Source organism: Paenibacillus sp. yr247 (assembly GCF_900103825.1).
In the GTDB taxonomy this organism is placed as follows: domain Bacteria; phylum Bacillota; class Bacilli; order Paenibacillales; family NBRC-103111; genus Paenibacillus_E.
Genome location: NZ_FNIF01000007.1, coordinates 79,476 through 99,307 on the forward strand (window position 1 = coordinate 79,476; position 19,832 = coordinate 99,307).

A 19,832-nucleotide genomic window follows, 5' to 3' on the forward strand; every position below is an offset into this window, starting at 1 on the left:
TGTCGAAGCCCCTACCTAGATGGTTAGGGCTCCGTCTGTTTCATTCATACCTTTACAAATGAGGGTACCCCCATCTCAGATAAGTCCGACGAGTAGAATAATTGTTAACAGGGAAATGATTATCCTTGCGAGAGGCCATTTGAATGAAAGCTTCATCTGTGGATCGAGAATATGCATGATTCGGACATTCATTGAAGACTCTGCAAAAGAAGCATGCGATAAGGTTATACGAGGCGTTGGTACTTGTTTGAGTAATTTGAGGAGCGCGCTGCCTAAATCTACGGATTGTTCCATTTGTGTAATGGCATACTTGTCTGCCTTAATCTCAATCATAATAGGGTATTTATCAGCCACCCAATTGAATATGGGGATATACCACATCGCATTCGAGATCATTGACAGCATGAAGATGGCTAGTGGATCTCTATGTTCCAAATGACACTTTTCATGTTCGATGACGGCATGAAGCTCGTTTGCTTCCAACATGCGAATCAAACCAGTCGATAAAATAACCCGCGGCTTCCATAAACCAATCGTCATGGCAATGGGATCTGGATAGGAGATAACATGTATTTGACGGTCACGAAGCTGATAGTGCGCACGGTATTGTAACGTTAATAGAGGATCTTCGAACAAGGAGACCAGCTTCTTTGCTTTAATGGAATTGAGCGCATGTTCAGCGGCCATCCATACTAAGGCGCCAAACGTATACAGGATAATTGCATTCACCACATTCCAAGCAATCGGTGCTGGCACATGCAAACCTTTGAATAACACCACGCACAAGTCAAAAACATTAAATATAGGCTTCAACCTATATAGATGTTGGATCCCGTAAATAAGCATTTGCCCTACAAGGACCCCCGACATGACGAGTGTAGCATGGTACAACCATTTGAGCCGGGATTCATTCATCGTCATCTATCCTTTTTGAGTTGTTTAATTTGCTGCTCCAGCTTATCCAGCAGTTCAGGGTCTACCTTATCTAGCGCATCAACCATGTGGGTAACCGCCAAAGAGCCGAATTCTTCGATGAGGTCGAACGTAAGCTCTTTCGATTGGGTTTCCATAAATTCATCTCTCGTAACAACGGGTTTGTACATAAATGATCTGACAACCAATTTTTTTTGAAGAATTCCTTTGTCCACCAAGCGGTTCATAACGGTCATGACCGTATTAAAATTGATGACTTTGGCTTTGTCCAGCTTCTGCTGCACATCTTTAATGGTCATTTCAAGGGGGGTGGTCCAGAGAATCTCCATTATTTTTGCTTCTAAGGGACCGAAAAAGCGGTTAAGTCCGCTTCCTTCATATTTAAAGTTTTGCATTTTCATATAGGCACACTCCTTACACTACAAATTGTAGTTGGGGGTAGATACGAAGTCAAGTTCTAGCCGACTAGGCAAGCGATACTCTTTGTTAATTCGAGGGCAGGGCTTTAGTGAAACCGCGGCGGACAGCAATGAGCTTCAAGCATTGTCCCATAAGGACTTCGTGCTTGTCCAAGCCGCTAAGGAAGGTGATGTTCTTCACCTAAGAGCGGATAGCGAACAAGGCCCGCGCATCATTTCAATTGAAGTATCGAAAGATCCGGGCTACGCGCTTTATCGGAAATAAGCTGAAGAAACAAAACAGCCCTAATCCTTGGAAAGGATCGGGGCTGTTTGTGTTTATTCGGTACTCTGGAGCCTAGCCTTTTCATCGCTTAATGATTGAACCGCTTGCTGCACAGCTGGCGAATCAGATTGATCCGTCGCCTGTTCCAGTGCTCTTTCCGCATGTGTTATTGAATTATGAGCCTCATCGATCGTTTGAGACGTGGGATGAGACATCGCACGAGAAACGGCTGAATGGACATTATCTACCGAGTTTTGCGCGGATGAAATCGGGTTTTGGGATTGTAAACTTGAATCAGGCTGTGTCATGGTTGTTGAAAACCTCCTCAGGGTTGAATTCGTTACAACCGCTATGTTGAGGCAATTTGCCCTATTTTATACCCTCTATTTGATTTTCTTCCTTTTAACCTTTGTATAAAAGCCCGAATAAGACAAAGGAAATGCTGGCAGGCACTAAATAGCTCTATTTTTTCGCGCCATCCAAAAATGTAAAGGACTCAAAAGCTTTATTTAACCGAGCCTCGTTGGCTTCGGTACGGACTGCTTCATCAATACGGAGCGTTGCCGTGTAGGAAATATGATTCTGGTTGAAAATGTAGACCGTTTCCTTGTAAGGAACCTTGGCGTTTGCATAGCTGATTTCATACTTTTTCGCTTTCACATCGCCGAATAACGTGACTTCCGCATCCGTGTATACATATTCATTATCGTTATCGTGACTCTTCTTCTGAGCAGCATCTTCGTCTTTGACCCTATCTTCATACGATGTTTTCGTATCTGCGCCAACGATTAAGTACCCGCCTGTGAATAGGAACGTCTTATTCACCTGATCTTTGTTATTGTATGATTTGCTGCTGGTCCAAGCCTCAGGAATTTGCAGCGCGTATTTGAATTTCTCATTTTTGTAAGTCACTGTACGATTAGGATCCATGAGCTCATCCAGATCTTGAATGAAGCCAAGCTCTTGGTCCATGCTGTCTTTGTCCACTTTGATCGTAGCGGTTAATGTTTTCAGGAGATCCTCAAGCTCAGTTCCCTTCTCCTCTTGCGGATAGGTCAATTCCACCTCGTATTTATACTTATCCTTGATGAAAAAGAGGGATAAGCCCGCGTTCCACTTACTGCCTAATGTAACTGCATAAGCTACTTTCAAAGCTGGCACGCCTGCTAAGGTCAGCTCCTCGGGTTGTTCAACGCTGCGGTACTTAGGTGCATATAAAGCTTCAAACTGTTTCCGTTGACGATCCACCCACGCTTTGAGCGTATCGCCGGAAGAGGCTGAGGTTACGCGCACATGAAGCGTTTGTGAATAGTCATTATTAAAGAAGGAGGAACTCCCTGTGTAACCGCCTGTCTGCCAATTAGAGGGCAGGGCAAAGGACAAACCATACTCATTCGTATAGGTTGTATTCCCACCGGAATAAACCGAAATGTCTTTCAGTGACTCATCCTTATCGTTAAAGGAAAGCTTAAAGCTGTCCAGCAGATCGTTATAGCTATTTTGTTTAAAATTATTGTTATAATGCTCTTTCGATACAAATAATTGCACCTTATACAAGCTGCCTTGGTGAAGGAATCCACGGGTCTGGGTATAGCCTCTATCCCCGGAACGACCGACAATTTTGGCATAGGGACTGTCTTCGCGCTTCACATACTGACGTTCTAAAATAGTTGCTGAGGACCCATCACTATAGTCACCCTCCTCATCGCTAGCCAATCTATTTAGAAGCGCTGAAGGAGATAAATCGTCGCTTTGATTGCGTTCTACCTTTATGGACAGGGAGAATTCCCCTTTCGCATCCACGAAACTAACGGCGTCGCCATCATCGGATTGCTGCCCCTTCACTAGACCTGCCGGATATTTCATGGACCATCCGTAGTGGCTGTCTCCAATCTTCGTTTTGCCATGGTCCGCATCTAGGTAAGTGCCCTCAGCCTCTTGCGTCCACTTCGTTTCCTGATGCTGCACTTCTCCGAGTGTAACCGGCTTCGTTATTGTTGAACTACCTGACTGAATGGTGATATCAACTGTTTCGCTCGGCAAATACTTCTTAATCGCCTCATTGTAATCCACCAACGTCTTCACTTTACTTGTGCCGATGGATATGATCAAATCATCTTGCTGAATGCCCACCCCGGCCGCCGGTGAGTCTGGATCAACATAAGCGACTCTTAAACCCGTTGAGCTTGGTAACCCAACCACCGCTTCCCAGCTTTCTTCCAGTTCCAGACCCAGATAAGGGCGTTTTACTTTACCGTACAGCTGAAAATGCTTCAATACATATTTGACGGTATCCACGGGTATGGCAAATCCGAGATTTTCGACGCCAAAATCGGCATATTTCATCGTATTAATACCAATGACTTCACCTTTCATGTTAATCAAAGCCCCCCCGCTGTTGCCGGGGTTAATCGCTGCATCCGTTTGAATGAGCTGATATTGCGAGTTCACGGAGCGGTCAAGCCCGCTGACAATCCCAACCGTGACGGAGTTTCTTAAAGCAAAAGAAATCGGAGTCCCGATTGCGGCTACGGTTTCACCCACTTTAATATCGGAAGAAGTAGCGAATGTCGCGGGCGATAAGCCTGATGCCTCGATTTTGACCAAAGCCAAATCGCTCTCCTCGTCAATATTCGTTGCGTGTCCATTATAGGTTGTACCGTTCGACGTAACGACGACGATATTCTTCATATTTTTGACAACGTGCGCATTCGTCACGATGACACCATTCGATTCAACAATCACTCCCGTGCCGTGCGCGAGATTAAAGCGATTCTTCTCTACGGTTTTATCCGAATCGGATGAAGGCTTGCCAATAATAGCTACAACTGAAGGCGATGCCTTCTCAATGACCTTCGGAACCTCAATACTCAACTCAGAGGCATAAGATGGCGCAGGTCCCTGCAAGGAGACAAGTAAGAAGGCTGCTAACAGCGCTATGATCCCTTTTTTCGTAAAAGCATTCCAATTCCCCATTGTGGTCTTCCCCTCTTAACAAAATATGGCAGTAGCTAGAATCTAGCATATTTAAGATAGAGAGACAATACAAATTTTTCCACAAAAAGGAGGCTTTATCGACATTCCCTTATACGTTCGGGGTGCGTGTACACCGTTAATTGGTCCCTTCGGATGAAGCCAACCACCGTAATCCCTAGATCATGAGCCAACCGAAGCGTCAGATCTGTGGGGGCAGATTTCGACAAAAGGATGCCCACACCGATTTTGGCGGCTTTAAGGGCGACCTCGGAAGATACTCTTCCGCTAAAGGCAATAACCTTATCACGGACAGGAATTTGCTGCCTTAATAGGTGGCCGTAAATTTTATCGAGTGCATTATGCCGGCCGATATCCGCCCTGCTCAAGAGAAGTTCGTTAGCCGTACAAAGCGCTGCATTATGCAGTCCACCGGTAGCCCGAAAATCTTCTGATTGCTCCTGCAGCTGGTTCATAAGATGAAAGCACTGCTGGATCGACAACTGAAGCGTTGTGCGAACGGTTTTAGCTGTACGAGCGTCGTTGTGAAAATAAAACTGGCGGCTTTTCCCGCAGCAGGAACCGATGAACCGCTTGGACACCATCTTCTGGCTTAACTGGTGGAGATGGCGCAGCTTTACATGAACGAAGCCCCGCTCCTCTTCCACTGTCAGCGACTCCATCTGATCCACGAAACGAATCAAGCCTTCGGAAGCGAGAAAGCCCGTGACCAGATCGATGGTGTCGGTTGGCGTGTAGACGAGCGTTGCAAATTCCTCGCCATCAATCTTGATGGTGAGAGGTGCCTCTGTGGCGATAGTATCCTCTTGCGGGAGTACTTCCGTTCCGTTATAGCGGTATATGGCCCAAGTTGCGGTTGAAGAAAGAGATGGCCCCGCGTGAGGATTATCCTGTTCGTTATCCATCGTCTTCACTCCACTTCTGTCTCCAGCTCTTGGATACGTTTCTCCACGTAACGTGTATCTTTATGAGCGTGGTAGGTTTCTGCCTTCTCCACAATGACGGCCGTGTTATACTCTGGGATACCCGCATACTGCTCATAAACACCCTTTGGAATAAGGGAATTGCCTTCGGGCCAATGTACCTCGATATTGCCGGGTTTTACATCGGCATGCTTCACTCTGCCGTGCATGCTGCCGCAGCTGTTGTAGACGACGATCGCCTCGCCTTCCTTCAAAGAGAGAGCGGCAGCGTCGTCGTTATGGATAAGCACATCATAGCGATCCGCTTTATTGAATGGATCGATGTCGCTATAGATCATCGAATTGAATTGCTTGCCACGGCGAGTCGTCACCGCGAAATGCCCTTCCGGCTTCCGCAGCTCCGGAAGCTCGATCGGCAGCAGCGCTCCGCGGCCATCCGGCGTCGGACAGACGCCGTCCTCGCACAGCCACGCGCCGCCGTACTGAAACACATCACCGCGCCCACGCAGGTGCTGAATGCCGTTGTAGCTTGGCGCGGCTAAAGCGATCTCCGCGCGAATGGCTTCAGCGCTGACGCAGCCAAGCTGCTCAGCGGCTTCCGGCTTTACGCGGCGGGCGAGATCGACGTAAATCGCCCACTCCGCGCGGGCTTCGCCGATCCGAGGACCGGCGATCTCGGGCGAGAAGTACACCATCCGCTCCGTCGAGGTGGACGTGCCACCACCGGGCTGCTCGTAGCGCGTCATCGCGGGCAGCACCACCACGGCCTCCCGCGCGTCCAACAGCGTGGAGGTATTCAGGATGATGTCCTGGTGAACCCGGACATCGATGCTTGTAAGGGCTTCGCGCACGAATGCCGGGTCTGGCATCGTCTCGAGGAAGTTGCCGCCGGATGTGTAGAACAGCCGGAGCTTTCGCTCCTGCTCCTCAGGCAGGAGCGCGTTCTCGAGGGTGACACCGACGATGTCACCCTGCCAGCTCGGCAGCTCGAAGCCCCAGAGCTGCTCGATGCGGTTGCGGTCAGCGGCGCTGCTGATGTCGCCGCCGGGCAGGCTGAAGGGATCGGCGCCCATTTCGCCGGATCCCTGCACGCCGCTGTGGCCGCGGATGGGCATCAGCCCACAGTGCTCGCGGCCGAGGAAGCCCCGCAGGAGGGCGAGATTCGCCACCTGCGAGATGTTGTCCGTGCCGAAGCGGTGTTGTGTGAGCCCCATGCTCCACACGAAGACCGCGCTTGAGGCACGCGCCAGCAGCTCCGCGAACTCGCGCATGCGTTCGCGGGTGAGGCCGGACGACTGCTCCAGCGTCGTCCATTCCTGCTGCGCCACGTGGGCGCGCAGCTGCTCTAGCCCGTTCGTGTGCGCCTGCACGAACGCAAGGTCAATCGCGGAGCCAGGCTCGCGCTCCTCCATCTCGAACCAAACCTTCATGACGCCGTTCATGAAGGCAATGTCCCCGCCGATGTTCACTTGGTACACATCGTCGGCCAGCTTCGTCCCGAATAACGCCGATTCGGGAATCGAAGGAATCCAGTACTGCTCCATCGAAGGCTCGTAGTACGGATTAATGACAATGATCTTCGTCCCTTTGCGCTTGGCCGCGTACATATACTTCGTCGAGACCGGCTGATTATTCGCGGCCACACTGCCCCAGAACACAAGGACGTCAGTGCCGATCCAGTCCTTGTAATTGCACGTTGAAGCGCCCACGCCAACAGAGCGCTTGAGTGCCGTCTTCGACGGTGAGTGGCAGATGCGCGAGGCGTTGTCGATGTTATTCGTACCGAGCAACCTCGTTACCTTTGCTGCCGCATAGTAGGACTCGTTCGTGATCCCCCGAGCCGTCAAGTAAAAAGCCATTTGCTTCGGATCGATCACTTTCATCTTCGCGGCGACCCAATCCAGCGCCTCGTCCCACGTGGCTCTGCTAAATTTCCGCTCCCCTTTGCGGCGAATGAGTGGATACGGAATACGCCCGAGCTGCCTTAGTTCGGTGCTGCTCAAGCGGCTCAGCTTGTCAATGTCCGCATGCAGCAGCTCCTCGCGAATTGCTGGCATCGTGTTTAATCTCAGCACATTCAGCCGCGTTGTACAGAGATGAGGCCCCGCCAGCGTTTGATCATAGAGCCCTGACACCCCTAGCGCGCAGCCATCGCACACGCCTTGTGTCAGAATTCGATACGCATAGGGCAGATTATCCCGATTCTGCCAGGCGATTTTCGCCGTTTCCCGAATATGTTTCGGCTTAATTTTCCCGAGCCCGAACGGCACCTTGCTGACCCACAGCTTCGGATCTGGTTTAGAAGGCAGCTTGATTGGCCCAGTATGTTTCGTTTTCCCCATCTTAAACAGCTCCTTCATGGGCAATGTTCTTCAATCTCTATCCCTTGCCCAGCAAACAAAAAACCACCGCAAAACAATCCCCAGACCTCCTCACATCAAAGGACGCCTCAAGTTATGTTTTACAGTGGTTAGTCTCCGGCAGGTTCGCTACCAAGTGCCAAGCACCTTTACCTATGTATATGATCATATTTTTCATTCCAAACCGAATATCCCGTTTTTAGACTGAAACTTTCGAAGCTAACAACTCCTACTTACAAAACTTCTTTTCCAAATCTTGATCAAAAACAAACACCGACATCCCCACGTCCTGCTCAATATCGATATCGACGAACAGCTGAACGAACTTCGCGCCAAGCAGTTCCTCCATCTCGACAGGGGGGTGGTCCTTATAAATTTCTTTGACCATTTCCGTACGAGCCGTACGGAGCATTTGTCTGCCATCGCCCGTCTTCGCCATAAACTTTTCCACTGGAGATAAGTTTCCTGACATTTCACAGATCGCCCAACATTTACAAAAGGTCGTCATTACGCGCTCCGGCCCCTTGCCCATATGCTTTTTGCGATAAGCCTTCACTAGGTTACTAAATTCGGCCTCCATTCGATTCATCGGCCAGCCACCTTTATGTTTTTACTGCTTCAATCATAGCAAGAAAGCGTATACCTGACAATCGAAACGATGGGCTCCTTTATGAAAAAAGAGCAGTCATAGCCGTCCGCTCTCACTTCCCTAAAACGCTGTAAATCCGCATCTCCTTCGGTCCTCAATCATTATTCTCTTCATCCCATTTGCGGGAGTAAGCTTTCCTCGTTACCCAAAATGTTAAGCCCAATATGATGACAAGGGCAATAACCCCTAAGATGATTGCACCAACCATTACCTGACACTCTCCTCTTTGATATGCCGGAACTCAAATTCTTCTATTTGTAAATAACGAAATATTTGATTTTTTGAATGTTTATACTATACTATAACTTAAAAGTATTTACACACGCAAAGGTCTTTTAATGTTTGCATCGGTGCTTCCCCATTTGTGATACTATATTCAATATATTCAAATATTCGAACTTTAAGGGAGAACGCTATGATTCAAGAAATACAGCATTTTAAAGCCGATTTTTTCAAAGCGTTAGCACACCCATTGCGGATACGAATCCTTGAGATTTTAATTGAGGGTAACAAAAACGTAAATGAGATACAAACGATATTGGGCAGCGAAGGTTCAGCCGTTTCACAGCAGTTAGCCGTATTGAGAAATAAAAACGTAGTTCGCGGGATTAAGGATGGAACCTCTGTGGTTTATTCTCTAACTGACCCTCTTATTAAGGACTTGCTTGTTGTTACCAAACAAATTTTTGACAATCACCTGATTAATGCGATCTCCATGTTAGAAAATATAAAAAATCAGTAATTCACTTCGAAAAAGGAGTAAATCGGGTTGTTATTCTCGATTTACTCCTTTTTGTTTGTATTGACACCTGACATTATTGGATTTATGATTTTATATATATTCAAATAATCAAATATTTATGGCGGTGAAGTTGGATATGAAGTTCTCTTTTAGCGGCAGATTTCAGGGCTACAGCAAGAAGTCTTTTCAGAAGGACTTAACATCAGGATTGATTGTTGGGATTGTTGCCATTCCACTCGGAATGGCTTTTGCAATTGCATCTGGCGTAAAGCCTGAATATGGCTTATACACAACGATCGTAGCTGGAATCCTCATCTCCTTATTTGGCGGGTCCAAATTTCAAATCGGTGGTCCAACTGGAGCGTTCGTACCCATTCTATTTGCTATTGTTATGCAATATGGATATGAGAACTTGCTTATTGCCGGTTTTATGGCTGGGGTCATTTTGTTATTACTGGGGATATTTAAATTAGGTGATGTCATCAAATTTATTCCGCGTCCTGTCACAATTGGTTTTACCACAGGGATTGCCGTTACCATATTTACAGGACAAATTGCCAATTTCCTTGGATTGCGGGATCTTCAAAAGCATCCAGATTTTCTTTCCAATATGAAGGAATTAGGTGTTCACCTTTCTACAACCGCGATTTACAGCGTTTTAACTGCGACGATTTGTCTGGTATTAATCGTTCTATCACCAAGGCTGTTTCCTAAGATACCCGGTTCACTAGTGGGATTATTGGTTTCTACTGTTGTTGCATCCCTTTTCTATCCCAACCATGTTGCAACCATTGGTTCTACCTACGGTGCAATTCCCAATAGCTTGCCTGGCCTACATTTTCCTGCATTTTCAATTGAACACATTGTCAATTTAATAAAACCCGCTTTTATCATCGCCATGTTAGGCGGTATTGAATCCTTACTTTCAGCCGTAGTAGCTGACGGAATGTCAGGAACCCGACATAACAGCAACCGCGAGTTGATAGGTCAAGGTATTGCCAATCTGATAACTCCGCTATTCGGAGGTATTCCTGCAACGGGGGCTATTGCCCGGACAGCAACAAACATTAAAAGCGGTGCGGTGTCTCCCTTCTCTGGCGTTATTCACGGCATTATCGTTCTGTTCGTCCTGTTCTTCTTTGCTCCTTATGCTTCCAACATTCCTCTTGCAAGTTTGGCCCCCATTTTAATGGTTGTGGCTTGGAATATGAGTGAACGTAAAGAGTTCGCTCACACATTAAAAACCAAATCAGCGGAGTCATTGGTTTTACTTGTCACCTTTGTTCTTACGGTTTTCATAGACTTAACAACGGCTGTTGAAGTTGGATTAGTCTTGTCTGGTATCATATTTGTGAAAAATATGAGCGGCCTTCTTAAAACTGCAATGGTTTTGACTAACCCTTCTTCCGACAAAAACGAGAAAGGTTCCGCACCTATGGTTAATGAGCAGCTTAACGCTTCTCAAATCAGTATTTTCACCGTTCAAGGAGCTTTATTTTTCGGGGCTGCCAATAAGTTTGAGAAAACTATTATGGACGAAATCCAAAACGAACCCAAGGTACTCATATTGAAAATGGGCAGTGTTCCCTATATGGACATAACAGGAGAATCCCTTTTATCAAGTGTCATCAAGCACGTTAAAAAGCAGGGTGGCACTGTATTTATTTCGGAAATACAAGACCAACCACGCCAAATGCTTCAAAACACAAGATTAGATATCTTCATTGGCCAGGAGCATTTTTTTGAAAAAACAGGTGAAGCCGTTCGTTATGCTATAACCAAACTTAATCATTCTTCCTATCAAACCCCCTAGCATTCTTTGGATGAACAAGGGGTTTTTTCCAATAAAATACTTTAAGTGACGAAGACGACTTGCCCCTTCGATGAATAGGGACAATGGCATGGGAATAATACCAACAACTTCGATTACCTTCATGCATAGTTATGCATGTTGAATCTTAGTTATATCAACAGAATATAGGAATCAGGTACTCTAAGAGATGTAAACACATTCATTTCAAAGTACTTGGGAGGTCACATATCAGATGAAGAAATCATTCAAACAATGGGTCGGTGCAGGTTCGACAGTTGTCATTGCTGCAACTGTGGTTGCAGGATGCGGCACAACTAACACAACACCACAACAAACAACGCAGCCAAGTGCTGCAGCAACCGCTAACGCGAAACCATTCGCAGGAAAAACGATCTCGTTAGTGACAGCCAATCATCCTTGGGCAGATGCAATTAAGCCTTTGCTTCCTGACTTCGAGAAAGAAACGGGTATCAAGGTGAATGTCGAAAGCTTTTTCGAGGATCAACTAACCCAAAAGCTGACGGTACAATTCACATCCGGTTCCGCAACACCAGATGTCTTCATGTATCGTCCCCTTCAAGAAGGGAAGCTTTTCTACAAAAATGGTTGGGTTCAACCTCTTGATGATTACGCTCAAAAAGCGAAGGATTATGACTTCAACGATTTCTCAAAATCTTCAATCGGCTCAACAACGGTTGATGCAAAACTAGCGGGTATCCCGATTATTACAGAACAAGAAATTTTGTACTACCGTAAAGACTTGCTGCAAAAGGCAGGCATTTCTGTACCGAAAACGTTAGATGAGCTTGCAGCGGCTGTTAAGAAACTGCACGATCCGAAGAATGAAATGTACGGCTTTGTCGCTCGGGGCCAACGCTCACCTCTCGTAACGCAAGTATCTTCCTTCTTGTATTCCGAAGGTGCGGACTTCACGACTAACGATAAAGCTAGCATCAATACACCGGAAGCAGTAAAAGCTTTTACCACTTACGGTACACTACTTAAAGATTATGCGCCTCCAGGTGTATTGAATATGTCTTGGCCGCAAGCATTCGGTATCTTCGCTCAAGGGAAGGTCGCTTTCTTAACAGATGCGAACTCGCTCTACCAGAACGCGACGGACCCTGCTAAGTCCAAAATCTCCGATCAAGTTGGTTTTGCTGTATTCCCAGGGGGCAAATCAGGATCCAAACCTTATAGCATTACGTCTTGGGGTCTTGCTATGAACGCCAAATCCGGCAATAAAGATGCGACTTGGGCGTTCATCCAATGGGCAACAAGCAAAGATGTAGTTCTAAAAACACAGCAAAAAGGTAATCCGGGTGCCCGTGTTTCGGTATGGGATAAACCGGAAGGCATAACAGGATTCCCTGCTGAGCTCGTTCCGATCATCAAGGAAAGTGCCAAAACAGGCGTTGACCACGACCGTCCAACCGTTATTAGTGTTGGCGAAGCTCGTGATGCTGTTGGTGAAATTGTTCAGAAGTTGATGACAGGCGAAAGCAATATCCAACCAGTGGCAGATAAAGCTAACCAAGCGCTGCAAACAATCATGGATAAAGATAAAACGAGATAAATAAGTGTTGCAAGGGTGAAAAGGGTCATCTTATGGCCCTTTTCATCTTTCATAAGGGAAATTACTTACATCAGGAAGGGTGAATGCAGCGTGCAATACAGTTGGTTTAACCGCAACTTAAAATGGATTTATACACTCCCAGCGGTCATCTTCGTAATGCTCATGATGCTGTTTCCTATCATCTACACCGTTCGGATCAGCTTCTACGAGTGGAGCATGTCCGCGACAACGCCGCCCCTGTGGGTAGGATTGTCTAATTATATAGCCTTATTCAAAGATCCTCGCTTCTGGCATGCTGCGGGTTCTACTTTTTATTTCACATTCTTAGCTCTTGCCCTTGAAGTTATCCTTGGCATCGCCATTGCCTTGCTGCTTTCCAGAGAGTTCCGAGGAAAAAATCTGGTGAAAACGGTATTCTTGCTTCCGATGGTAGCAACACCAGTAGCCATGGGCTTGGTATGGATGCTGATCTATGAGCCGACCATAGGAGTCGCCAATATGATGCTCAAATCGATGGGCTTGCAGCCGCTGCTGTGGTTAGCCTCACCTAATCAGGTCATTCCATCGTTAGTCATCGTAGACGTCTGGGAATGGACGCCGATGATTGCGCTCATTATTATGGCAGGATTAGCAACACTCCCTTCAGACCCCTATGAGGCTGCGGATGTTGATGGTGCAAGTACTTGGAGAAAGTTTGCTTCGATTACACTTCCGCTGTTAAGACCTACCATTATTGTAGCAGCCATGCTGCGATTAATCGATGTATTGAAGACATTCGACATCATCTATGCGACTACGCAAGGTGGACCGAACTTCGCTTCTGAGACGCTTAATCTATATGGTTATGTGCTTGGCTTCCAGTACTTTAAACTGGGTATGGCTTCATCGCTGCTTGTTATTTTCTTCGCTCTTGTAATGGGACTAACCTTATTCATGATTTGGATGCGTAAACGATTGGAGGGAGCCACGTCATGAAGAAAAAGAAAGGTCCAAGAATTCTACAAACCCTACTCACCTTCATTGTCCTTATCGTGTTTGCTTTTCCATTTGTATGGATGCTGCTCGCTTCTTTTAAGACGCAGTCACAGATCTTGTCGACCGGCCAACTGTTTATCTTCAAACCGACGTTTCATAACTATGTCAGCGTGTTCAAGGAATATGATTTCCTGAAATTTATCTGGAATAGTTTCCTCGTTGCTTTTGGCTCGACGCTATTGTCCCTTATATTAGGTCTTCCTGCGGCCTATGCGATTGCAAGGCATCACCTCCAGAAATTGGGTCTTCTCATCTTAGTTGCGAGAATTATCCCGGGAATTACCTTCTTGATTCCTTGGTTTATCTTGTTCTCCAAAATCCATTTGGTGGACACGTATACAGCACTAATATTAAGCCATATGCTTGTCGGACTGCCTTTTATTATCTGGATTATGATTTCCTTTTTTGAGGCTTTACCTACGGAAATTGAGGAGTCCGGCCTAATCGATGGCTGTACACACCATCAAGTTTTCTTGCGTATTATTTTGCCTATCTCTGGACCGGGCGTCATTACGGCATCCCTTCTTTCCTTCATCTTCTCGTGGAACAACTTCATGTTTTCGGTTATTTTGGCCGGAGACAAAACAAAGACACTTCCGATTGCGGTATTTAACTTCATGTCCTATTCCGAAATCAATTGGGGTGCTTTGATGGCAGCTGCCTGCATCATTACGCTTCCGGTACTGCTCATTGCTTTAGTCTCTCAACGTTATGTGGTAAGCGGACTTTCCGCAGGTGCTGTTAAAGGTTAACAACCAAGAATTGCGAGTATGAGAGAAGTCTCCTTTCAATTGGATGACTTCTTTCGTATAGTAAATTCTATGTTGATCTTGCAGATACGTGGAAGGTGAATTAGCGTGCCCTATAAATTAAATATTTTTAGCAAAATCCTGATTATGTTGGTTTTACTCCTTATCCCAATTGTACTGCTCTACAGCTATACGAATCGGATTACGAATAACGTTGTTCAGGATCAGATTCAATCGTCGAATTTGAACCAACTGTCTTTTTTTATGCACCAACTGGATTCGGATGTTGAGCGATTAGCGATGTCTCCCGTTATACTCGGAAGCGATCCCTATATGAGAGAGTTTATCGATCGGAACGATTCACCGGATTATGACGTGTTGAAAGAGCAATCGCGGATCATCCAAAAGCTAAGCCTGCAAAGCGTCTCCAGCGGGTGGGTCAATGAACTCACGGTGGCCATTCCGAAAGGGAAGCAGGTATTGTCCTCCAGTATTTTCGTGAATGGAACCGATGTATGGCCTTGGCATAGACCTATTCAGCGAACCTGGACGTATGAAGAACGTGAAGGCGACAAAGGTGTGGGCTCGTTCATAAGGGAAATTAGTGAACCGATTCGTGCCCAGATCGTGGATCAGGCTAATGTGCTTTATCAAGTCAGATTTAGTGTTCAGAATATGGTTCAGCTGCTGGATGTGTACAAGCAAGATAAACGAAGTGATCCTTTTTTAGTAAACGGTCAACAGGGCTCGATTGTAAACAGCTCGTCTAATCCGTCGATTACCAAAGCCATTAGAGAGCAATTGGCTGGCCAAAACTTGCCGAATTTCGGTCAAGTTCAATTCGAAATCAATCAACAGCAATATTTGATCAGCTATGTAAAATCAACGCAGTTGGGTTGGTATTTGGTGGACTATGTGCCTGTTCAGAAAATATTGTCTCCCATCACTATGACCCGTAAATTGTTTTACGTATCGATTGGTCTTCTGCTCGCGATGAGTGTGCTAGCTTCTTTCTTGTTGTACCGAAACGTGCAAATACCGATTGGCAAGATGATTCAAAGTGTGCAAAAAGTGAAAAGAGGCGACTTGTCGGCGCGAATCGACTACAAAGCCAAGAATGAATTTGATTTCCTCATTCAGCGATTTAATGAAATGGCGGCGCAAATTCAAGTGCTCGTAGAGGATGTCTATGCCGAGAAAATACGTTCTCGTGAGGCAACCTTAAAGCAGCTGCAGTCGCAAATTCATCCGCACTTTCTATATAACTCCTTGTTCTTCATTATCAATTCGGCAGAGATGGAAGACAAAGAATCGGTCGTAGCGATGGCACAAAATTTGGCCGAATTTTACCGTTATACAACGAGAGTAGAGAAACAGGTGGTAAGGCTGAAAGAAGAGCTTAATTTGGTCGGCCACTACTTAAACATTCAACATCTGCGTATTCATCGACTGAAATATGACATATCTGTTCCGGATGAAATGTTGGACGAATGGGTTCCCCGGCTTATCCTTCAGCCTTTAGTGGAGAATGCGATAATCCACGGAATCGAGCGAAGTACAGAAGGTGACCGAATTACGATAACAGGCGAGCAGGATGCCAGCTGGAACCGCGTCATTGTCGAAGATAATGGCGGCGGTCTAGATGAAGTAGGACTGGAGCAGCTGCTCAAGCAGCTGCAACTACCGATGTCGGATGACATTGGGTGTGGAACATGGAATGTTCATCATCGGTTGTATTATCAGTTTGGGGAAGGATCGGGGCTTACTTTCCAAGCCGGTGATAAAGGAGGCTTGAAGGCTGTGTTGACTTGGAAGCGCGAATTGCAGGATGGCCCTTCAGCTGTTAAGGAGAGAACGCTATGATTCAACTCTTAATTGTTGATGATGAAGCGCATGTGGTGGATCGATTTCATGCCACGATTGACTGGGCTTCCCTAGGAATTGAACAGGTTTTCAAGGCCTATTCGGGTAAAGAAGCTCTGGATCTGCTTGAACAATTCTCCATTGATATTGTCATTACGGACATTCAAATGCCGGGAATTTCCGGCTTGCAGCTGATTGCGGAGATCAATCTCAGGTGGCAGAAGACCAAATGCATTCTTTTGTCGGGTTACTCAGACTTTAACTATGCCAAAGAAGCGATCCTTCAGGGTACGGAAGATTATTTGCTAAAGCCCGTCACTGAGAAGGATTTGTTAGCTACAGTCAAACGGGTGATGGACAAGCTGCAGAAGGAATGGCAAGAAGTCTTTTCTAAGCAGAGGCTTACGTACACGGTCAAGGAAAACCTCCCTCTGCTTCGGGGGAACTTGCTGAACGACCTCCTTCAAGGGCGCAAACTAACCGAGCAATCACTTCGAGAAAAAATGCAAATGCTTGAACTCCCGGATTTCCATGAACGGACATGTGTACTTATGATGATTCGACTCGAATCCGATTTTCTGGAATACGATATAAGCCATCTATCCTTAATGGAATATGCGATCAGCAATATGGTCGAGGAATTATTCGCGGAGAAATTCGATAGTTGGCATACGAAGGATGCTCATGATTATTTGGTATTTGTTATGAAACGGAAGCAACTGATCTCTGACAACGAAGACCCTGCTTGGCTTGAACGGACTGCTTCCGTGCTTCAATCCGCCGTAAACAATTACTTAAAAGGGAAGATCTCCATTCTGCTGAGCAGTTGGGGAGAGTTCCCCAGTGATATCACTACCCTTTACAACTCCTCATTAAGTGCCTTTCGCAAGAGGATTGGAAGCGAACATGAGTTGTTCATGCGACTTGGTGATGAATCTGTTCAAACCGAGCTTTCGGCTTTGCAGAGACTGTATGAGCCACCTACGCTCAATCATCTATTGGAGGCTGCTCGCTGGGAAGATACGGAGGAAAAGCTGTCACTGATCTTCGACGAAATGGAAGCGAAGTTCTCTGAGTCACAGGAACATCTGCTGGAGGTCTATTTCTCAGTTGCATCTGCTTTTGCATATATTGCTCATAAAAATGGAAGGCAGCTTCATCAGCTCATTGGCAGTGATTATGACCGAATGACCGAAGGGATTCCTTTTCGCACAGTAAACCAACTGCGTGAATGGTCAATTCGATCCTTACATCGAATGAGAGAAGACATGGATCAGGAGAGGATGGACAGCAGGGTCACACTTATTAATGACATCCGATCCTTTATCGATCAGCATCTAGCCAGTGATGTCTCTTTGCAATCGATTGCGGACCATGTGTATTTACACCCTGTTTATGTGTCGAAAATTTATAAACTGGAGACCAGCGAAAACTTAAGCGATTACGTCAATCGTGTACGGATGGATAAAGCAGCGTATTTGCTGAAGAACGGTCACGATAAAATTTATGAAATCGCCACACAGCTCGGATACCAGCGGCCGCACTCTTTTAACCATGCCTTCAAGAAGCATTATGGAATGACCCCGCAGGAATATCGTGACCAATATTCGTAATCAGAAATGGAGGTTTGAAGCGCTATGCATGACATCTTGCACAGATTGAAACAGTCAAAAGTCGTTGCCATCATTCGGGGAATTGAACCGCTTCAGGCGCAGCCTCTTTTCGAAGCGCTTGCCGAGGGTGGAATCAAGCTGGCAGAAGTGACACTTAATACGCCAAATGCACTTCAAATCATCCATGAGATGCGTGGAAAATATGAAGGCCGTATGGCGGTCGGAGCAGGGACAGTGCTTAACGCAAATCATGCAGATGAAGCATTACGAGCAGGTGCGCAGTTTCTTATTTCCCCTAATGTAGATCAAGGGATGATTGCAACGGCATTAGCTCATCAGGTACTTCCGATTCCTGGCGCATTAACGCCAACTGAAATTGTGCAGGCCATGAACTTCGGAGCTCCTATCGTCAAGCTATTTCCTTGTTCCAGCTTTGGTCCTTCGTATTTGAAAGAGCTGAAAGGGCCATTAAGCGAAGTCGAAATTCTCGCAGTTGGAGGTATGACGAAGGACAATGCTGCTTCTTATTTAGAAGCTGGCGCCTCTTCGATAGGCATAGGAGGAAGTTTGGTTTCGCTTAGCGAAATTCAACAAGGGAATTATACCTCGATTACCAAATACGCCGAACAACTCATGGCGGCTGTAAACCAGTAAACATGTAAACCATTCTAAGGTATAGGAGAGGAAGAATACCGTGAAAATTACGAAGTTAGAACTGTTTAAAGTGCCGCCGAGATGGTTGTTTTTGAAAATAGAGACGGATGAAGGCATCACTGGATGGGGAGAGCCTGTCGTAGAGGGCAAAGCAGATACGGTTGCAGCGGCCGTGATGGAAATGAGCGATCATATTATCGGCAAGGATCCGATGCGAATCGAAGATATGTTTCAGGTGCTGTACCGCGGAGGATTTTATCGCGGAGGACCGATCCTGTCGAGTGCGATCTCCGGCATTGAGCAGGCGCTGTGGGACATTAAGGGCAAGTTTTACAATGCCCCAGTCTATGATTTATTAGGTGGCGCATGCCGTGACCGCACGCGGGTTTATTCTTGGATTGGCGGCGACCGTCCGAGTGACGTAGGGCAGGCTGCCAAGCAGCAAGTAGAGGCCGGCTTCACGGCGGTGAAGATGAACGCTACCGAGGAGATGCATTATATCGATTCCATCAGTAAAGTGGATGAGGCGATTGCTCGGATCGCTGCTGTACGTGAAGCTGTTGGTAAAGAAGTCGGGATTGGCATCGATTTCCACGGACGTGTTCATAAGTCGATGGCAAAAATCATGGTTAAGGAACTGGAGCCGTACCGGCCGATGTTCATTGAAGAACCTGTATTGCCAGAAAATAATGAAGCGCTGAAAGAGATCGCACGCTATACCTCGTGTCCGATTGCTACGGGAGAGCGTATGTACACGCGTTGGGGTTTTAAAGAACTGTTGGCCCAAGGGATCGTGGACATTATTCAACCGGATCTTTCTCATGCAGGAGGTATCTTAGAGACTCGGAAGATCGCCGCGATGGCGGAAGCATACGATATTGCTGTTGCGCCGCATTGTCCACTAGGACCTATCGCTCTGGCGTCTTGTTTACAGCTTGATATTTGCTCCCCGAATGCGTTCATCCAAGAGCAAAGTCTGGGTATTCACTACAATCAGGGCAGCGATTTGCTTGACTATTTGAAGGATCCTTCTGTGTTCCAATATGAAGAAGGTTTCGTTAAGAATTTAACCGCTCCAGGTCTCGGGATCGAAATCAATGAAGAGAAGGTCCGCGAGATGGCCGCTATTGGGCACAATTGGAAAAATCCAATTTGGCGTCAAGCGGATGGCACTGTAGCCGAGTGGTAAACAAGGCACTTATTTTCGATCTATAAGGAAGCTGTCCATAACTTCTTGTGGTGAG

17 protein-coding genes are annotated in these 19,832 nt (G+C 46.4%); 10 read left to right on the plus strand and 7 right to left on the minus strand.

Features of this window, described 5'->3' with window-relative positions:
* Positions 1-75: 75 nt before the first annotated feature.
* Both BLT91_RS15030 and BLT91_RS15035 read right to left on the minus strand, forming a co-directional pair.
* Entirely contained in the window at positions 76-915 is an 840-nt protein-coding gene (locus BLT91_RS15030; protein WP_175532313.1) for a M56 family metallopeptidase, read from the minus strand.
* 2 nt (positions 916-917) lie between these two features.
* Positions 918-1,334, minus strand: coding sequence for a BlaI/MecI/CopY family transcriptional regulator (locus BLT91_RS15035; RefSeq protein ID WP_090822270.1), 417 nt, complete (start codon positions 1,332-1,334; stop codon positions 918-920).
* A 31-nt stretch (positions 1,335-1,365) separates the two neighbouring features.
* On the opposite strand from BLT91_RS15035, the gene BLT91_RS15040 reads away from it, so the two are divergent.
* A complete protein-coding gene (locus tag BLT91_RS15040) occupies positions 1,366-1,617 on the plus strand; it encodes a hypothetical protein (RefSeq protein ID WP_217635228.1) in 252 nt (83 codons plus the stop codon).
* Positions 1,618-1,670: 53 nt separating this feature from the next.
* Here BLT91_RS15040 and BLT91_RS15045 read toward each other — a convergent pair whose 3' ends face one another.
* The 5 genes from BLT91_RS15045 to BLT91_RS15065 all read right to left on the minus strand — a co-directional run bounded on the left by BLT91_RS15045 (position 1,671) and on the right by BLT91_RS15065 (position 8,483).
* Positions 1,671-1,925 carry a hypothetical protein gene (locus BLT91_RS15045; RefSeq protein WP_090822273.1) on the minus strand — a complete coding sequence of 85 codons (255 nt, stop codon included), beginning with the start codon at positions 1,923-1,925 and terminating at the stop codon, positions 1,671-1,673.
* Between the two features lie 154 nt (positions 1,926-2,079).
* Positions 2,080-4,593, minus strand: coding sequence for a trypsin-like peptidase domain-containing protein (locus BLT91_RS15050; protein ID WP_090822275.1), 2,514 nt, complete (start codon positions 4,591-4,593; stop codon positions 2,080-2,082).
* A 95-nt stretch (positions 4,594-4,688) separates the two neighbouring features.
* The gene (gene fdhD, locus BLT91_RS15055) at positions 4,689-5,516 is read right to left on the minus strand and encodes a formate dehydrogenase accessory sulfurtransferase FdhD (RefSeq protein ID WP_090822489.1); all 828 of its coding nucleotides are present in this window, start codon (positions 5,514-5,516) and stop codon (positions 4,689-4,691) included.
* Positions 5,517-5,521: 5 nt separating this feature from the next.
* A complete protein-coding gene (locus BLT91_RS15060; RefSeq protein WP_090822277.1) occupies positions 5,522-7,876 on the minus strand; it encodes an FdhF/YdeP family oxidoreductase in 2,355 nt (784 codons plus the stop codon).
* Between the two features lie 247 nt (positions 7,877-8,123).
* Positions 8,124-8,483 (minus strand): Na-translocating system protein MpsC family protein, encoded by a 360-nt coding sequence (locus tag BLT91_RS15065; protein WP_090822279.1) that lies wholly within the window; start codon positions 8,481-8,483, stop codon positions 8,124-8,126.
* Positions 8,484-8,958: 475 nt separating this feature from the next.
* Here BLT91_RS15065 and BLT91_RS15070 point away from each other — a divergent pair, with 475 nt between their 5' ends.
* From BLT91_RS15070 to dgoD, 9 genes are all read left to right on the plus strand, one after another.
* The gene (locus tag BLT91_RS15070) at positions 8,959-9,285 is read left to right on the plus strand and encodes an ArsR/SmtB family transcription factor (RefSeq protein ID WP_090822281.1); all 327 of its coding nucleotides are present in this window, start codon (positions 8,959-8,961) and stop codon (positions 9,283-9,285) included.
* A 136-nt stretch (positions 9,286-9,421) separates the two neighbouring features.
* On the plus strand, positions 9,422-11,098 hold the full coding sequence (locus tag BLT91_RS15075; protein WP_090822283.1) for a SulP family inorganic anion transporter: 1,677 nt from the start codon (positions 9,422-9,424) through the stop codon (positions 11,096-11,098).
* Positions 11,099-11,330: 232 nt separating this feature from the next.
* A complete protein-coding gene (locus BLT91_RS15080) occupies positions 11,331-12,674 on the plus strand; it encodes an ABC transporter substrate-binding protein (RefSeq protein WP_090822285.1) in 1,344 nt (447 codons plus the stop codon).
* A gap of 90 nt (positions 12,675-12,764) precedes the next feature.
* Positions 12,765-13,649, plus strand: a complete 885-nt coding sequence (locus BLT91_RS15085; RefSeq protein WP_090822287.1) for a carbohydrate ABC transporter permease — start codon at positions 12,765-12,767, stop codon at positions 13,647-13,649.
* Positions 13,646-14,461, plus strand: a complete 816-nt coding sequence (locus BLT91_RS15090; RefSeq protein ID WP_090822289.1) for a carbohydrate ABC transporter permease — start codon at positions 13,646-13,648, stop codon at positions 14,459-14,461. Before BLT91_RS15085 ends, BLT91_RS15090 begins: the two co-directional genes overlap by 4 nt.
* Before the next feature lie 105 nt (positions 14,462-14,566).
* Positions 14,567-16,321, plus strand: a complete 1,755-nt coding sequence (locus tag BLT91_RS15095; protein WP_254776960.1) for a sensor histidine kinase — start codon at positions 14,567-14,569, stop codon at positions 16,319-16,321.
* Entirely contained in the window at positions 16,318-17,934 is a 1,617-nt protein-coding gene (locus BLT91_RS15100; RefSeq protein ID WP_090822291.1) for a response regulator, read from the plus strand. The genes BLT91_RS15095 and BLT91_RS15100 overlap by 4 nt, the downstream gene beginning before the upstream one ends.
* A gap of 24 nt (positions 17,935-17,958) precedes the next feature.
* On the plus strand, positions 17,959-18,588 hold the full coding sequence (locus BLT91_RS15105) for a bifunctional 4-hydroxy-2-oxoglutarate aldolase/2-dehydro-3-deoxy-phosphogluconate aldolase (protein ID WP_090822292.1): 630 nt from the start codon (positions 17,959-17,961) through the stop codon (positions 18,586-18,588).
* 40 nt (positions 18,589-18,628) lie between these two features.
* Entirely contained in the window at positions 18,629-19,777 is a 1,149-nt protein-coding gene (dgoD, locus tag BLT91_RS15110) for a galactonate dehydratase (protein WP_090822294.1), read from the plus strand.
* Positions 19,778-19,832: the final 55 nt, after the last annotated feature.

Coding starts and splice junctions, on each gene's coding strand:
- BLT91_RS15030 (WP_175532313.1), bottom strand. CDS start 915: ATGAATGAATCCCGGCTCAAATGGTTGTACCATGCTACACTCGTCATG.
- BLT91_RS15035 (WP_090822270.1), bottom strand. CDS start 1,334: ATGAAAATGCAAAACTTTAAATATGAAGGAAGCGGACTTAACCGCTTT.
- BLT91_RS15045 (WP_090822273.1), bottom strand. CDS start 1,925: ATGACACAGCCTGATTCAAGTTTACAATCCCAAAACCCGATTTCATCC.
- BLT91_RS15050 (WP_090822275.1), bottom strand. CDS start 4,593: ATGGGGAATTGGAATGCTTTTACGAAAAAAGGGATCATAGCGCTGTTA.
- fdhD (WP_090822489.1), bottom strand. CDS start 5,516: ATGGATAACGAACAGGATAATCCTCACGCGGGGCCATCTCTTTCTTCA.
- BLT91_RS15060 (WP_090822277.1), bottom strand. CDS start 7,876: ATGGGGAAAACGAAACATACTGGGCCAATCAAGCTGCCTTCTAAACCA.
- BLT91_RS15065 (WP_090822279.1), bottom strand. CDS start 8,483: ATGAATCGAATGGAGGCCGAATTTAGTAACCTAGTGAAGGCTTATCGC.
- BLT91_RS15070 (WP_090822281.1), top strand. CDS start 8,959: ATGATTCAAGAAATACAGCATTTTAAAGCCGATTTTTTCAAAGCGTTA.
- BLT91_RS15075 (WP_090822283.1), top strand. CDS start 9,422: ATGAAGTTCTCTTTTAGCGGCAGATTTCAGGGCTACAGCAAGAAGTCT.
- BLT91_RS15080 (WP_090822285.1), top strand. CDS start 11,331: ATGAAGAAATCATTCAAACAATGGGTCGGTGCAGGTTCGACAGTTGTC.
- BLT91_RS15090 (WP_090822289.1), top strand. CDS start 13,646: ATGAAGAAAAAGAAAGGTCCAAGAATTCTACAAACCCTACTCACCTTC.
- BLT91_RS15100 (WP_090822291.1), top strand. CDS start 16,318: ATGATTCAACTCTTAATTGTTGATGATGAAGCGCATGTGGTGGATCGA.
- BLT91_RS15105 (WP_090822292.1), top strand. CDS start 17,959: ATGCATGACATCTTGCACAGATTGAAACAGTCAAAAGTCGTTGCCATC.